At 37.3% G+C, this 14,173-nt stretch carries 17 protein-coding genes; all 17 read left to right on the top strand.

Annotation, left to right across the window (positions count from 1 at the left end):
- Positions 1–9: 9 nt before the first annotated feature.
- The 17 genes from spoVE to NC797_RS04025 all read left to right on the top strand — a co-directional run bounded on the left by spoVE (position 10) and on the right by NC797_RS04025 (position 13,908).
- Positions 10–1,128 carry a stage V sporulation protein E gene (gene spoVE / locus NC797_RS04105; RefSeq protein WP_272435436.1) on the top strand — a complete coding sequence of 373 codons (1,119 nt, stop codon included), beginning with the start codon at positions 10–12 and terminating at the stop codon, positions 1,126–1,128.
- A 320-nt stretch (positions 1,129–1,448) separates the two neighbouring features.
- Positions 1,449–2,258, top strand: coding sequence for a cell division protein FtsQ/DivIB (locus NC797_RS04100; protein ID WP_272435435.1), 810 nt, complete (start codon positions 1,449–1,451; stop codon positions 2,256–2,258).
- Positions 2,242–2,946: a DUF881 domain-containing protein gene (locus tag NC797_RS04095; protein ID WP_272435434.1), complete on the top strand. Its 705-nt coding sequence runs from the start codon at positions 2,242–2,244 to the stop codon at positions 2,944–2,946. Before NC797_RS04100 ends, NC797_RS04095 begins: the two co-directional genes overlap by 17 nt.
- Positions 2,947–2,948: 2 nt before the next feature.
- Positions 2,949–3,668, top strand: coding sequence for a DUF881 domain-containing protein (locus NC797_RS04090; protein ID WP_272435433.1), 720 nt, complete (start codon positions 2,949–2,951; stop codon positions 3,666–3,668).
- Positions 3,668–4,036, top strand: a complete 369-nt coding sequence (locus NC797_RS04085) for a small basic family protein (protein ID WP_272435432.1) — start codon at positions 3,668–3,670, stop codon at positions 4,034–4,036. Before NC797_RS04090 ends, NC797_RS04085 begins: the two co-directional genes overlap by 1 nt.
- 192 nt (positions 4,037–4,228) lie before the next feature.
- A complete protein-coding gene (gene ftsA, locus NC797_RS04080; protein ID WP_272435431.1) occupies positions 4,229–5,503 on the top strand; it encodes a cell division protein FtsA in 1,275 nt (424 codons plus the stop codon).
- A 77-nt stretch (positions 5,504–5,580) separates the two neighbouring features.
- Positions 5,581–6,714, top strand: a complete 1,134-nt coding sequence (gene ftsZ, locus NC797_RS04075) for a cell division protein FtsZ (protein ID WP_272435430.1) — start codon at positions 5,581–5,583, stop codon at positions 6,712–6,714.
- Positions 6,715–6,983: 269 nt separating this feature from the next.
- On the top strand, positions 6,984–7,904 hold the full coding sequence (gene spoIIGA, locus NC797_RS04070) for a sigma-E processing peptidase SpoIIGA (RefSeq protein WP_272435429.1): 921 nt from the start codon (positions 6,984–6,986) through the stop codon (positions 7,902–7,904).
- Between the two features lie 26 nt (positions 7,905–7,930).
- Positions 7,931–8,650, top strand: a complete 720-nt coding sequence (gene sigE / locus NC797_RS04065; RefSeq protein WP_272435428.1) for an RNA polymerase sporulation sigma factor SigE — start codon at positions 7,931–7,933, stop codon at positions 8,648–8,650.
- Between the two features lie 120 nt (positions 8,651–8,770).
- Positions 8,771–9,550: an RNA polymerase sporulation sigma factor SigG gene (gene sigG, locus NC797_RS04060; RefSeq protein ID WP_272435426.1), complete on the top strand. Its 780-nt coding sequence runs from the start codon at positions 8,771–8,773 to the stop codon at positions 9,548–9,550.
- Between the two features lie 63 nt (positions 9,551–9,613).
- Positions 9,614–9,955: a YlmC/YmxH family sporulation protein gene (locus NC797_RS04055; RefSeq protein WP_334313184.1), complete on the top strand. Its 342-nt coding sequence runs from the start codon at positions 9,614–9,616 to the stop codon at positions 9,953–9,955.
- 58 nt (positions 9,956–10,013) lie between these two features.
- Positions 10,014–10,823 (top strand): peptidoglycan editing factor PgeF, encoded by an 810-nt coding sequence (gene pgeF / locus NC797_RS04050; RefSeq protein ID WP_272435425.1) that lies wholly within the window; start codon positions 10,014–10,016, stop codon positions 10,821–10,823.
- Between the two features lie 52 nt (positions 10,824–10,875).
- The gene (locus NC797_RS04045) at positions 10,876–11,556 is read left to right on the top strand and encodes a YggS family pyridoxal phosphate-dependent enzyme (RefSeq protein ID WP_272435424.1); all 681 of its coding nucleotides are present in this window, start codon (positions 10,876–10,878) and stop codon (positions 11,554–11,556) included.
- An 11-nt stretch (positions 11,557–11,567) separates the two neighbouring features.
- Positions 11,568–11,978, top strand: a complete 411-nt coding sequence (locus tag NC797_RS04040; RefSeq protein ID WP_272435423.1) for a cell division protein SepF — start codon at positions 11,568–11,570, stop codon at positions 11,976–11,978.
- A 23-nt stretch (positions 11,979–12,001) separates the two neighbouring features.
- The gene (locus NC797_RS04035; RefSeq protein WP_272435422.1) at positions 12,002–12,265 is read left to right on the top strand and encodes a YggT family protein; all 264 of its coding nucleotides are present in this window, start codon (positions 12,002–12,004) and stop codon (positions 12,263–12,265) included.
- A 225-nt stretch (positions 12,266–12,490) separates the two neighbouring features.
- Positions 12,491–13,261 carry a YlmH family RNA-binding protein gene (locus tag NC797_RS04030; RefSeq protein WP_272435421.1) on the top strand — a complete coding sequence of 257 codons (771 nt, stop codon included), beginning with the start codon at positions 12,491–12,493 and terminating at the stop codon, positions 13,259–13,261.
- Positions 13,262–13,392: 131 nt separating this feature from the next.
- The gene (locus NC797_RS04025; protein WP_272435419.1) at positions 13,393–13,908 is read left to right on the top strand and encodes a DivIVA domain-containing protein; all 516 of its coding nucleotides are present in this window, start codon (positions 13,393–13,395) and stop codon (positions 13,906–13,908) included.
- Positions 13,909–14,173: the final 265 nt, after the last annotated feature.

Here is a 14,173-nt window from a genome sequence, read left to right as displayed (position 1 = left end):
GGTGTCTTTTTGTTTAAATGGAGACAAAAGGCGCAGAGTAAACACGCGCCAGACTTAATACTAACGATCGTGATTTTAGCTTTGTTAACCGTTGGAGTTGTAATGGTATATAGTGCTTCGGCTATTTGGGCTAATTACAGATTTAATGATTCTTTTTTCTTTGCTAAAAGGCAGTTGCTGTTCGCTGTTGTTGGGATAATCGCCATGTATGGTGTCATGAATGTTCCTTATTATTTTTGGCGAAAGTACGCAAAGCCGATCTTACTTATCTGTTTCCTGTTACTATTAGCTGTTTTAATTCCAGGAGTTGGAATGGTCCGTGGTGGAGCTAGGAGCTGGATAGGGGTTGGTGCCTTTAGTGTTCAACCTTCTGAGTTCATGAAACTTGGATTAATCATTTTTTTAGCTACATATCTATCCATCCACCAAAAGTATATTACATCCTTAAAAAAGGGCTTTCTTCCATCCCTTCTACTTGTATTTGTTGCATTTGGCTTTATCATGCTACAACCCGATTTGGGTACAGGTATGGTTCTTGTTTTAACCAGCATGGTGATGATCTTTGTAGCAGGAGCTAGAATTTCACATTTTATCGGATTGGGACTACTTGGCTTAGTTGGTTTTGCTGGATTAATAGCGTCCGCGCCATACCGTATCGATCGAATTACGGCATTTTTAAATCCGTGGGAGGATCCACTAGGGGATGGATTCCAAATTATTCAATCCCTTTATGCTATTGGGCCTGGTGGACTAATGGGGCTAGGTTTAGGCCAAAGTCTGCAAAAGTTTTTTTACTTGCCTGAGCCGCAAAATGATTTTATTTTTGCAATACTGGCAGAAGAATTGGGGTTTATCGGTGGAACGTTCGTGCTACTCTTGTTTTTACTTCTTTTATGGAGAGGGATTCGTGTTTCCTTAGCTGCACCAGATACATTTGGAAGTTTACTGGGGTTAGGGATTATCGGGATGATTTCGATACAGGTGATGATCAATATTAGCGTGGTTATTGGGCTTATACCTGTTACCGGGATAACATTACCATTTATTAGTTATGGTGGCTCATCATTAACCCTTACACTTTTCTCTGTCGGAATTCTGTTGAATATAAGTAAATATGCGAAAATTTAACTTAACATCTCTTTCTCCTTTAATGGGGAAGGAGTTTTTTTGTTCATTAAAGGATGTTCAAAAAGTCACCAAATGATAAGCGGCGCATCTCTTCGTTGGCTTGTTTTTCCGGTGCTCATGTAGGTTATGTCTACACTGCGCTCCTCAAAACTACGCCGCCTCGACCTGCTTGCTTCTAATTCGGTGACTTTTTGAACATGCACTATTAAATGAACGTTTAGTAAAATGAAGTTGAAAATTGTTTGGAAGTAGGTCGGATAAAGAATAAAAATGTGATATAATTTAAATATGCGTAAAATCTTTTTAAAGGAAGACCTTAGATGAACAAAAAGAAGGTTGTGTCGATTGAAGACAGAATTCCTAAACTAAAGCAGGCTCGGAAGAAAAAAGCAAACCGACGCTTGATTTTTTATCTCTCTGTTTTCTTTGTGTTAATCTCCATTATCATTTATTTACAATCCTCCCTCAGTGATGTTCGATATGTTGCTGTGAGTGGTAACGCATTTCTCGAGGAACAGTACATAAAGGAACAAAGTGGTCTTTCGAAAAAAGACAACTTTTGGAGCGTTGATAAAAATAAAGTGGAAACTTCAATAAAGAATAATCCTCTTATTAAGAGTGTTCAGGTCTCTAAGAAATTCCCATCAACCATTCGTATTGAGGTAGAAGAATATGATCGAGTTGCCTATGTAAAAGTAAATGGGAGTTGGAGTCCAATTTTAGAAACCGGAAAAGTTTTGGACAAACAACAAGGGGAACCTTCTCTTGGGGATGCTCCGTTGTTAAGTGGTTTTACGAAAGAAATTTATTTGAAAGAAATGACAAATGAGTTAAATGCCTTATCAGATCGTGTAGTGGATTTAATTTCTGAAATCGAATGGCAGCCTCAAAAGGACAACCCCTATCGAATCATACTATATATGAATGATGGATTTCTGGTAGAGGCATCGATTCGTAATTTTTCAAAAAGAATGCAACTATACCCTTCAATTGCCTCACAAATTGATGCAAGTAAGAAGGGTTCTGGAGTGATACATATTGGGGTAGGAGCTTATTTTCAGGAATTTAGCGCCAATTCTGATGAAGAAATGCCTAAAACGAAGGAGAATGAAAATGAAGTTGAAGGGTAGGCACGTTATCCTTTCTTTCGTTTTTCTGGTGTTAGGGTTTCTTGTTTCATTCAGCTACCAATACACAAAAAATGAATCAAACGTCATTCAACTATCTGATCAACAATGGGAAAAAGATTATTATTATCGGCAGCAGTTAATCCAACTAGAAGAACAGAATAAGGAGCTCAGAAATGAATTAGAAGAAAAACGTCAAAACCTCCAGCAGTTAGAAGGAAAACTAGGGGAACAGCAACAATTAATTAGTAGGTACGTGGAAAGAAAAAAAGATTTACAGATTCTCGTTGGGGAACTTCCAATTACTGGAGAAGGGATTGAAGTAACGTTACGAGATGCAGACTATGTACCATCTGAAGAAAATCCGAACAATTATCTTGTTCATGAACGGCACATTTACTTAGTTATGAACGAACTGTTAAGTGCTGGGGCAAATGCGGTGGCGATTAACGGTCAAAGGATTTATCGTGATAGCTATATTTCATGTGTTGGTCCTGTTGTTTCTGTGGATGGGATTCCGTACCCAGCACCTTTTGTTGTGTCTGCAATTGGAAATCCTGAGGTGCTTTATTCAAGTGTGACGTTAACGAATGGAGTAGTCGATCTTCTTGTAAGTGATAATATAGAGGTTGAAATTGAAAAACAGGATCGTGTTGATATGGAATCAAGAGTTTCAGGAGACAGGTGGTAGCAATGAAAAAGAAGCATCTAATTCTTGTTTCCTTTATTTGTCTACTTACTGGTATAATGATAGCCGTGCAGTTTCAATCAACGCAAATTCCAAAAAAACGCGATACAAGAGACCTGTGGGAGGTTCGAACAGCCATTCAAGAACAGCAGAAACTTCAACAAAGTCTTTATAAACAAATAGAACAAACAGATCAGACAATTGAAAAGTATGACAAACAAACGGAAGAAGAAAAGCTTCAAACAATAAAGAACTCCATTGAGAATTTGACTCAAGAAGCTGGTCTTACGGAGGTTACTGGAGCTGGAGTTGTGCTTACAATTGAACCTATTTTTGTCGAATCAGATGAACTACAACAATATCCAAGCCTTACACCAGACCATTTAAACCGGTTAATCAATGAATTAAATAGTTTTGGAGCAAAAGAGATCGCGATAGAAAATGAAAGAATTACAAATCTCAGCCCGATTCGATATGTTAATGGTAAAACATATGTCAATAACCAACCACTACCATCTCTGCCAATAAAAATATTGGTTTTAGCCGAAAACCCTAAAAAACTTTTCGACTATTTGCAAGTTAGTAATTCAAAAGATAACTTTGCAATTGATGCACTAGATATAACTGCAACATTGGAAGATGATATTACGCTACCTAAATATGATGGAACGATCAATGTTAAATGGATTAAAGTGAAAGAGATAGAAGAAGCAGGTGAGAATTAATGTGGTTACCAGCACTATTTTTGGTTGTTGGTATTTTGTTAGGTTTCTTGTCTAATATTACGATTCCAGAAGAATATGCGAATTACCTATCTATTTCAGTATTGGCTGCATTTGACACATTATTTGGAGGGATTCGAGCACATTTAGAGAATAAGTTCGATGAAAAAATATTTATATCTGGCTTTTTCTTTAATGTTTCGCTTGCAGCACTGCTTGCCTTTCTCGGTGTACAGCTAGGCATCGATTTGTACCTAGCAGCTGTTTTCGCATTTGGAGTACGACTTTTTCAAAATCTATCCATCATACGCAGGTGTTTCATGGAAAATTTGTCGAAACATAAGAAATTAGAGAAATTTAAAAGAAAATAAAAGGGAATCGTCGATTTATGTTGAATATCCTTTATATTAAAGAAGAATTTTGTAATAAGTTTCATCGTGTATTGAAAAATATTAGTAATTTTTAACAATCTGATAGTAAACAATAAAAATGGATTGTAATTTGTTCGTTTTTTCGTTAATATTTGAACTATTCAGATGCCTTAAATTAGGAGGTGCCTTTCATTGAACAATGAGATATTGGTTAGTCTAGACATCGGTACATCAAAAATTAAAGTGATAATTGGTGAAGTACTACAGGATTCTTTAAATATTATTGGAGTTGGTACAGCGAAATCAAACGGAATGAAAAAAGGTGCCATTGTTGATATAGATCAAACTGTACAATCCATTAAAACAGCAGTCGAACAAGCGGAACGTATGGTGGATATGCACATTGATCGGGTGGTTGTCGGAGTAGACGGTAACCATATAAATTTGCAGCCTTGCCATGGCGTTGTTGCGGTTTCTAGTGATAACAAGGAAATAGGGAACGATGATATCAATAGAGTAATCGATGCAGCACAAGTAATTTCCATTCCACCTGAACGCGAGATTATTGATGTTATACCAAGACAGTTTATTGTTGATGGACTTGATGAGATTAACGATCCTCGAGGAATGATTGGTGTACGATTAGAGATGGAAGGAACGATTATTACTTGCTCTAAGACAGTTTTACATAATATCTTGAAGTGCGTGGAACGAGCTAATCTTGAGGTGCTTGATATCTGTTTACAGCCACTTGCTTCTGGTTCGATCGCCTTATCAAAGGATGAGAAAAACCTTGGTGTCGCTTTAATTGATGTTGGTGGCGGTAGTACAACTGTTTCCATTTTTGAAAATGATCATCTCGTTTCTACTAGTGTTATTCCGTTAGGTGGAGACAACATTACAAAGGATCTTTCAATTGGTATTCGCACATCCTCTGAAGAAGCGGAAGAAATTAAAGTAAATCATGGCCATGCATTCTTTGACGATGCGAGAGAAGAGGAAACCTTTGAAGCGTCTATTATTGGAAGTAACAAAAGACAAACATTTAATCAGCTGCAAATTTCTGATATGATAGAAGCTAGATTAGAAGAAATATTTGTTTTTGCTGAAAGTGAGATTAGAAAAATGGGATATCAGGAAATCCCTGGTGGATATGTACTAACAGGGGGATCCATGAGTATGCCTGGCGTTCTTGATCTCGCTCAAGATATATTTCAGACAAATGTTCGGGTTGCTATTCCAGATTATATTGGGGTTAGAGAGCCTCAATATACTTCAGGCGTAGGTATCTTGCAATTTGCCTATCGTAATGCGAAAATACAAGGTAAAGAATTGTTTCAATCTGTAACGATGTATGAGGAACCGAAGTCTAAGAAAATAAAAAGAACACAGAAAAACGATGAAACAACAGTGCAAAAGAAAAAGGATTCAGGAATCGCTAATCTGTTTAAATATTTTTTCGATTAAAGTGCGCTTTAAATGACATGGAAATGAACATAACTTCAACGAATCTTGTAATCTTGCAAATTTAGGAGGAACGAAAGATGTTAGATTTCGATACGAATTTGGATCAGCTAGCAACGATCAAAGTAATCGGCGTTGGTGGTGGCGGTAGCAATGCGGTTAATCGAATGATTGAGCACGGAGTACAAGGTGTGGAATTTATCGCTGTCAACACGGATGCACAGGCTCTAAATTTATCAAAAGCAGAAGTTAAAATGCAAATAGGTACGAAGCTTACACGGGGTCTGGGAGCAGGTGCGAATCCTGAGGTTGGTCGCAAGGCTGCTGAAGAAAGCAAAGAACAAATTGAAGAAGCATTGCAAGGTGCCGACATGGTATTCGTTACAGCTGGAATGGGTGGAGGTACAGGAACTGGTGCTGCCCCTGTCATTGCACAGATTGCAAAAGAGATAGGTGCGTTAACGGTTGGTGTTGTCACTCGTCCGTTTCTTTTTGAGGGTCGAAAAAGATCAACACAAGCAATGACTGGAATTGACGCATTTAAAACGAATGTGGACACGCTGATTGTCATTCCTAATGATCGCTTACTCGAAATTGTTGATAAAAATACACCGATGCTAGAAGCATTCCGAGAAGCCGACAATGTTCTTAGGCAAGGTGTACAAGGTATCTCTGATTTAATTGCTGTACCAGGGCTAATTAACGTTGATTTTGCGGACGTGAAAACAATCATGTCTGACAAAGGATCAGCATTAATGGGAATTGGGGTTGCAACTGGAGAAAGCCGTGCAACTGAAGCAGCAAAAAAAGCTATATCGTCTCCACTTCTGGAGACTTCTATTGATGGTGCACATGGTGTATTAATGAATATAAGCGGAGGTGCCAATTTAAGCTTGTATGAGGTTCAAGAAGCAGCGGATATCGTTACGTCTGCTGCAGACCAGGAAGTGAATGTTATTTTTGGTTCTGTTATTAATGAAGATCTCAAAGAGGAAATCGTTGTAACTGTTATCGCAACAGGCTTTGAAGAATCTAAATTATCGAGCGGCAATCAACCAAAGCAACGTCCAGTAGTAAATACAGCCCAGCAAGCGTCAACTGAAAGACGCAGGGAAGATCCACGTCGTGAGACCCAAACACAGCAAAAAGTAAAGCAAGAAGAAGATACATTAGATATACCTACCTTTTTGCGAAATCGAAATCGAAGAAGATAAAATCGAATAAAATTCAAACATAGATTTGAGAAGGATCAAAAGGAATTATATCTTTTGATCCTTTTTTTCTTTTCCTGTTTCTAACTTCCGACTTCCAATCTCCGACTTCCTGCTTCCAACTTATATTCATTTTGCTTCCGACAAAATCACTAATAAGTTCTAAAAATAAGTCGTTGATAGAACACAAAATGTGACAGACTTCTGTTTTCATCTTCGTTATACTAGCTTCAAATCCTCATAAATGCACTTGATTCGAAAGGAAGAAAAAGGTGGAGATTTACTTAGATGCAGTTTGGGTACTGAATTTATTGTTAGACTTTATGATTCTTCTGTTAACACAATGGATCACAAAAGATAATACTAAGAGATTACGTGTTGCATTCGGGGCCTTTGTAGCCTCGATTATTGTTCCTCTTACAATTTATTTTCCAGACTCTTTTCTTACTTCTCCACTTGGGAAAGGATTATATTCCTTCATCATTATATGGTGTGCATTTGGATTTAAGAATACGAGACAGTATATAAAAAGAATCCTTTCTTTTTATTTTATCACTTTCACTCTTGGAGGTGGATTAATCGCCAGTCATTTTTTACTTGGACAACAGTTTAATACAACAGGGAATGCCATGTTAACCTTCAAGACAGGATACGGGGATCAAATCAGTTGGATATTTGTCGCCATTGGATTTCCTATTATTTGGTGGTTTACGAAATCCCGAATGGACAGGCAAGAAGGCGAAAAAATACATTATGACCAACTATGTGAGGTTACGATTCAAATGAAGGGAAAGCGTTTTTCAACTACTGGTTATATTGATAGTGGGAACCAGCTTGTCGATCCACTATCTCAAAGACCAGTAATCATCTGTGACCAAAGCTTTCTGGCAAATTGGTTTAGTAAAACGGAATGGTCATTACTCGAGGGCGCACAGGAAACGCTGGACTTTGAAGCTGTTCCTGAAGGTTGGCAAGGCAAAATGCACATCGTCCCATATCAAGGAGTAGATGGAAATCGTACCTTCATGATTGCAATTAAACCAGAGTCCTTGTTATTGCATTACAATAATACGGAATTATCCACAAACAAATTATTAATTGGCCTACAATTTGGGGATTTAGCAACTGATGGAAGCTATCACTGTTTGTTACATCCCAAAATAGTGAAGCAATCGGTCATTTCTTCCGCATAAAACAGAGGCAAAGGAGAGATTACTAGATGAAAAAGTGGAAATTAAAAATTCAATTATGGTGGTATAACCTATTAATAAAATTAGGATTTAAAACGAAAGAAATATATTATATTGGTGGAAGTGAGGCATTGCCACCTCCTTTGTCAAAAGAAGAAGAAGCGGAGTTATTGAAAAGATTACCCATTGGAGATAAAGCCGCAAGATCCATGCTTATTGAAAGAAATTTGCGCTTAGTTGTATACATTGCTCGCAAATTCGAAAATACTGGAATTAATATTGAGGATTTAATTAGTATTGGTACAATTGGTTTAATTAAAGCTGTAAATACGTTTAATCCCGAAAAAAAAATCAAACTTGCTACTTATGCATCGAGATGTATTGAGAACGAAATTTTAATGTACTTGAGGAGAAATAATAAATTAAAATCTGAAATTTCATTTGATGAACCTTTAAACATTGATTGGGATGGAAATGAACTTCTGTTATCAGATGTTCTAGGTACGGATGACGATATTATCACGAAGGGAATCGAAGCAAATGTAGATAAATCTTTGTTGAAAAAAGCACTGGAGCAGCTTAATGATCGAGAAAAACAAATTATGGAGCTTCGATTTGGTTTGATTGGAGAAGAGGAAAAAACACAGAAGGATGTTGCGGACATGTTAGGCATTTCGCAATCCTACATTTCACGTTTAGAAAAAAAGATTATCCGGAGGCTGAAAAAAGAATTTAATAAAATGGTCTAACCCTTTATTAATAGTAATTAAACCGTTTACAGCTGGTTAAGAGAAAGAACGACTTGCATAAAATTCCTTCCCAGGGGAGATACTGTTCCATGAATAGATCTCCAATCGGGAGGGTAGAACATGACAAGACATAAAGTGGAAATCTGTGGGGTAGATACCTCTAAATTACCTGTTTTGAAAAATGAAGAAATGAGGAAATTATTTCGCCAAATGCAAGAAGGAGACATATCCGCAAGAGAACAGTTAGTGAATGGAAATTTACGGCTTGTTCTAAGTGTTATTCAACGATTTAATAACCGTGGTGAATATGTAGATGACCTATTTCAAGTTGGTTGTATCGGTTTAATGAAATCAATTGATAATTTTGATTTGAGTCATAATGTTAAATTTTCAACTTATGCCGTTCCGATGATAATCGGAGAAATCCGTCGATACTTAAGAGACAATAATCCTATTCGAGTCTCAAGATCATTAAGGGATATAGCATATAAAGCACTGCAAGTTAGAGAAAAGTTAATTAGTAAGACATCAAAGGATCCTACACCAATGGAAATCGCTGAAGAATTAGGGGTGCCGCATTCAGACATAGTCTTTGCTATGGATGCGATTCAAGATCCAGTATCCCTGTTTGAACCAATTTACAATGATGGTGGCGATCCAATATTTGTTATGGATCAACTAAGTGATGAAAAAGATAAAGACACCTTTTGGTTAGACAAGCTTTCACTAAAAGAGGGCATGCATCGATTGAATGAACGAGAAAAAATGATTCTTAACAAACGATTTTTTCAAGGGAAAACACAAATGGAAGTTGCTGAAGAAATTGGCATATCACAAGCACAAGTATCTCGATTGGAAAAAGCAGCTATTCATGAAATGAATAAACAAATGTTTGAGTAATCTCATAGCCAAATGAACCCCTTAGTCTATTTTATTAATAGGCAAGGGGTTTTTAACGTTTTAATGAATAAAAACGAAAAAATAGCACATTTCCTGCATATAGTTGTAAAAAGGCAGGTGGTATCATTGCGTACATTATCTGAATTGCAAACGAAGGATATTGTCGTTGTGGAGGATGGAAAAAGACTTGGCCATTTATCAGACTTAGAAATTGATGTAGATACAGGAAGCATACAGGCACTCGTTATCGGGTTAAAAGGGAAAGTAATGGGCCTATTTGGAAGCGAAGAAGAAATAATCATTCCATGGAATCATATCTTGACAATTGGTGAGGATGTTATTCTTGTAAAAAAGGTGCAACAACCCACTCTTTATTTAAATCAAGTAGATCATCAGCAAAATTAGTATTTGGGGAACAGGTTCTGTATGGTAAAATGGAAAAAAACAAGGTGGGATGCAACGTATGGCAGACTCTTTTCAACGAACAAATCTATCCTATTTATCCTTAAAAGAGTGGGAATCCGTCGATGATCGCCTACGAGTTGGGATATCAACGAGAAAAGGTGGTATTAGCCGCTCTCCGTATCGAAGTATGAATCTTGGATTGCACGTACCAGACAAAAAAGAAGACGTCATTGCAAACAGAAACAAGCTTGCTCATGAGCTTGAATTTCCATTAGAGCAATGGGTGTTTGCCGAACAAATTCATGGCACAGATATTGCTGTGGTGACAGCAGAACAAAAAGGAAAAGGTATTCGGAATCACCACGACGCCATCATTGGGTGTGATGGTATGATCACGAACAAAAAAGGCGTCCTACTTACTGCCTTATTTGCTGATTGTGTTCCACTGTATTTTTTTGATCCGATAACAAAATGGATTGGGATTGCCCATGCAGGATGGCGCGGATCTGTGCATGAAATGGCAAAGGTGATGGTAGATAAATTGAAAGAAGTGGGTGTTGAAGCTACTAATATACAGGCTGCAATTGGACCGTGTATTGGTAAAACACAGTATGAAGTAGATGATAAGGTCATATCCCATATTCCACACCATTTTAAAGAAAAAACGACAAAGCCTACAAAAAATGGCCATTATATGCTAGACTTAAAACGTTTAAATCATGAAATTCTTTTACAAGCTGGAATTCAGAACACTCATATACATATATCAAATTATTGTACATTTGAGGAAGATGAAACGTTTTTTTCCCATCGTAGGGATAATGGCAAAACAGGAAGAATGATTGGATTTATTGGATACCATGAATAGCTTCCTCAAATAGAGGATATCGTATTTTCGTTTTATGTGGAAGGGGATATACATGGACGTTGCTTCAAATTTAGCAGACATACAGGAAAAAATCAGACAGGCTTGTGAACGAGCTGGACGTAATCCAGAAGAAGTAAATATCATTGCTGTGACGAAATATGTTACAATTGAACGAGCGAAGGAAGCAATTGATGCAGGGATACGTCATCTAGGTGAAAATCGTGCTGAAGGACTTAATGAAAAATTCGAACAATTGTCTCAAACAGCGACATGGCATTTTATCGGGACATTGCAATCTCGAAAAGTGAAAGAGATCATTGATCAAGTTGCTGTGATTCATTCTTTGGATCGTTTGTCTTTGGCCAAAGAAATTCAGAAACGCACTTCAAAAAAAATGCCCTGCTTTATACAGGTTAACATTAGTGAAGAGAATACAAAGCATGGCTTATTGAAAAAGGATGTGCTACCCTTTATCGAGCAATTAGGGAACTATCCTAATATTGAAGTAATTGGACTAATGACAATGGCACCTTTTGTTGAGGATGAAGCAATTTTACGAAAAACATTTCGTTCTTTACGAGAGCTACGCGACCAAATTCGATCGAAGTCTTACGCTCATGCCCCTTGTAACTATTTATCCATGGGAATGAGCAATGATTATCAAATTGCGGTTGAGGAAGGTGCAACACATGTACGTATTGGCTCCAAACTTGTGGGGGAATCAAATCGTTGAGGTGAAAAGCAATGAGCTTACGAAATAAAATTAAAACGTTTTTTACACTAGAAGATGAATACGAATACGTAGAGGCAGAACAGCAGCTACAGAATTCCGATAATCGATCGAGCCAAAACCAATTAGGTTCAAAAGTTGTAAGCTTAAAGAGTGTTACTTCACAGTCGAAAGTCATACTCTGTGAGCCAAGAACGTATAGTGAAGCACAGGAAATAGCGGATCATATTGTAAACCGTCGATCCGTTATTATTAACTTACAAAGAGTTGATCATGCACAAGCCAAGCAAATAATCGACTTTCTTAGTGGGACGGTGTATGCTATTGCAGGGAACATTCAGAAGTTAGGGGAGCATACTTTTCTTTGCACACCTGATAATGTTGATGTTTCAGGTTCTATTTCTGAATTAGTGATCGAAGAATAGAAAAAAAGAGGTGGTTTATAGAAATGTACCAATTATATGTAATTCTTGATTATGCAATTATGATTTATACATATGCGTTAATCGCTTATATCTTTATGTCTTGGTTCCCTGGAGCAAGGGAATCATCTTTCGGTGTGTTTTTGGCGAAAATTAGCGAGCCATTTTTAGAGCCCTTTCGGAAGATTATCCCGCCTTTAGGTATGATCGATATTTCGCCGATTGTGGCAATTCTTGTTTTAAATTTTGCTCGTAGTGGACTTGTACAATTATTTAGAATGATCGTATAAGTGCGTGTTCAAAAAGTCGGCAAATTAGAAGCAAGCAGGTCGAGGCGGCGCTGTTTTGAGTAACGGAGCGTATGCTTTTAATACGTGAGTAACGGAAAAACAAGCCAACGAAGAGATGCGCCGCTTATCATTTGGTGACTTTTTGAACAACCTCTATAGGGTTTGATAATAAAAACTTGGCCTAACGCCAAGTTTTTTAACGGCCATTTTTAAGGGGGTGAATGTATGGATTTATATCAGCACTTTCGAAAAGAAGAGCATCCATTCATTGATCAAGTACTTTCCTGGAGACAAGCTGTTGAAACGTCTTATCAATCGAAGCTAACCGATTTTTTGGATCCAAGAGAACAAACGATTTTTTCTTCTATCATCGGTAATAGCGATGATGTTGTTTGGGGTGTATATGGCGGTCATGCTGCTGAAAGAAAGCGGGCGGTATTGGCTCCTTATTATGTTGAACTTACAGAGGAAGACTATCAAATTGTGTTGTTGGAAGCGAAGTATCCTGATAAATTTGTTAAGCTAGAACACCGCGATGTTCTCGGTGCATTTTTATCCCTTGGTATGAAGCGAAAAAAAATAGGGGACATTACGGTTGGGAATGGAATCATTCAAATTGTAGTTACAGCAGATATTGCTTCCTTTGTTAAAATGAATTTTAATGAAGTGAAAATGGCTAAGGTAACCTTTATCGACAAGGATTTGGATGAAAAAATAGTGACAAATGAATCTTGGGTTGAGCAGGATGCTACTGTATCCTCCCTAAGATTAGATGTTGTTCTAAAGGAAATGTTTCGAATCTCTAGACAACAAGCAGTAACCTTTGTCCAAAAAGGGCTTGTGAAAGTGAATTTTCGTGTGATAGAAGACCCTGCCTTTAAATTAGCAGAAGGAGATCTGCTTTCCTTAAGAGGCAAAGGAAGAGGGAAAATCACACGAGTTGATGGGATGACGAAAAAAGAAAAGTGGAAAATAACAATCGAAAAATTAAAATAAATACTATTTTTTGAAGGATTTCTTTCCTTTTTGTCGAACTATTTCTATACTAGTTCTATGAAATTCTTCTATAAAATTTTCAATTCGTTTATAGGAATAAGACACGAATAATTAGCAAGGAGGTGGCAGGTGTGCCATTAACACCACTTGATATTCACAATAAAGAGTTTACAAGAGGATTTAGAGGGTATGATGAAGATGAGGTAAATGAATTTTTGGATCAGGTTATCAAAGATTATGAAATGGTTATTCGTGAAAAAAAGGAATTAAAAGAAAAACTGGATCAACAATCCGAGAAATTGGGTCATTTTACCAATATAGAGACAACGTTAAATAAGTCAATATTGATTGCACAGGAGACAGCTGAAGAAGTAAAGAGTAATGCAACGAAGGAATCGAAACTGATCATCAAAGAAGCTGAAAAGAATGCAGATCGAATTATTAACGAAGCACTGCATAAATCAAGGCGTATTACAATCGAAGTGGAAGAACTAAAAAAACAAGCAAAGGTGTTTCGAACCCGCTTAAAGATGCTAGTGGAAGCGCAATTAGAAATGGTTCAGAGTGACGATTGGGATGGATTATTTGATATAGAAATAAGCGGTGAATTGGATTATGACAAAGAGCCAGCGGAAAACAATTCATAGGTCTTGACGTTTAATGAAATTTTACATATAATTCTTAAACATAAAGATAAGTTAAAGTACGTGTTCAAAAAGTCGGCAAATTAGAAGCAAGCAGGTCGAGGCGGCGTAGTTTTGAGTAACGGAACGTATGCCTTTAATACGTGAGTAACGGAAAAACAAGCCATTTAAGGAATACAGGCTAAGACCGCCACGTCCTGTGGCAACGCCTGCATGACCCACATCGTGTGGGCCTGAGATGCGCCGCTTATCATTTGGTGACTTTTTG

It is taken from the genome of Terrihalobacillus insolitus, from assembly GCF_028416575.1.
GTDB lineage: Bacteria > Bacillota > Bacilli > Bacillales > Amphibacillaceae > Terrihalobacillus > Terrihalobacillus insolitus.
The sequence above is the reverse complement of the archived record's forward strand: the minus strand, read 5'-3'. Positions and strand labels throughout refer to the sequence as shown.

What these genes read in the sequence shown, in the direction of transcription:
- NC797_RS04100 (WP_272435435.1), top strand. Translation starts at nt 1,449, where the DNA reads ATGAACAAAAAGAAGGTTGTGTCGATTGAAGACAGAATTCCTAAACTA.
- NC797_RS04095 (WP_272435434.1), top strand. Translation starts at nt 2,242, where the DNA reads ATGAAGTTGAAGGGTAGGCACGTTATCCTTTCTTTCGTTTTTCTGGTG.
- NC797_RS04090 (WP_272435433.1), top strand. Translation starts at nt 2,949, where the DNA reads ATGAAAAAGAAGCATCTAATTCTTGTTTCCTTTATTTGTCTACTTACT.
- NC797_RS04085 (WP_272435432.1), top strand. Translation starts at nt 3,668, where the DNA reads ATGTGGTTACCAGCACTATTTTTGGTTGTTGGTATTTTGTTAGGTTTC.
- ftsZ (WP_272435430.1), top strand. Translation starts at nt 5,581, where the DNA reads ATGTTAGATTTCGATACGAATTTGGATCAGCTAGCAACGATCAAAGTA.
- sigE (WP_272435428.1), top strand. Translation starts at nt 7,931, where the DNA reads ATGAAAAAGTGGAAATTAAAAATTCAATTATGGTGGTATAACCTATTA.
- sigG (WP_272435426.1), top strand. Translation starts at nt 8,771, where the DNA reads ATGACAAGACATAAAGTGGAAATCTGTGGGGTAGATACCTCTAAATTA.
- NC797_RS04055 (WP_334313184.1), top strand. Translation starts at nt 9,614, where the DNA reads ATGAATAAAAACGAAAAAATAGCACATTTCCTGCATATAGTTGTAAAA.
- pgeF (WP_272435425.1), top strand. Translation starts at nt 10,014, where the DNA reads ATGGCAGACTCTTTTCAACGAACAAATCTATCCTATTTATCCTTAAAA.
- NC797_RS04045 (WP_272435424.1), top strand. Translation starts at nt 10,876, where the DNA reads ATGGACGTTGCTTCAAATTTAGCAGACATACAGGAAAAAATCAGACAG.
- NC797_RS04040 (WP_272435423.1), top strand. Translation starts at nt 11,568, where the DNA reads ATGAGCTTACGAAATAAAATTAAAACGTTTTTTACACTAGAAGATGAA.
- NC797_RS04035 (WP_272435422.1), top strand. Translation starts at nt 12,002, where the DNA reads ATGTACCAATTATATGTAATTCTTGATTATGCAATTATGATTTATACA.
- NC797_RS04030 (WP_272435421.1), top strand. Translation starts at nt 12,491, where the DNA reads ATGGATTTATATCAGCACTTTCGAAAAGAAGAGCATCCATTCATTGAT.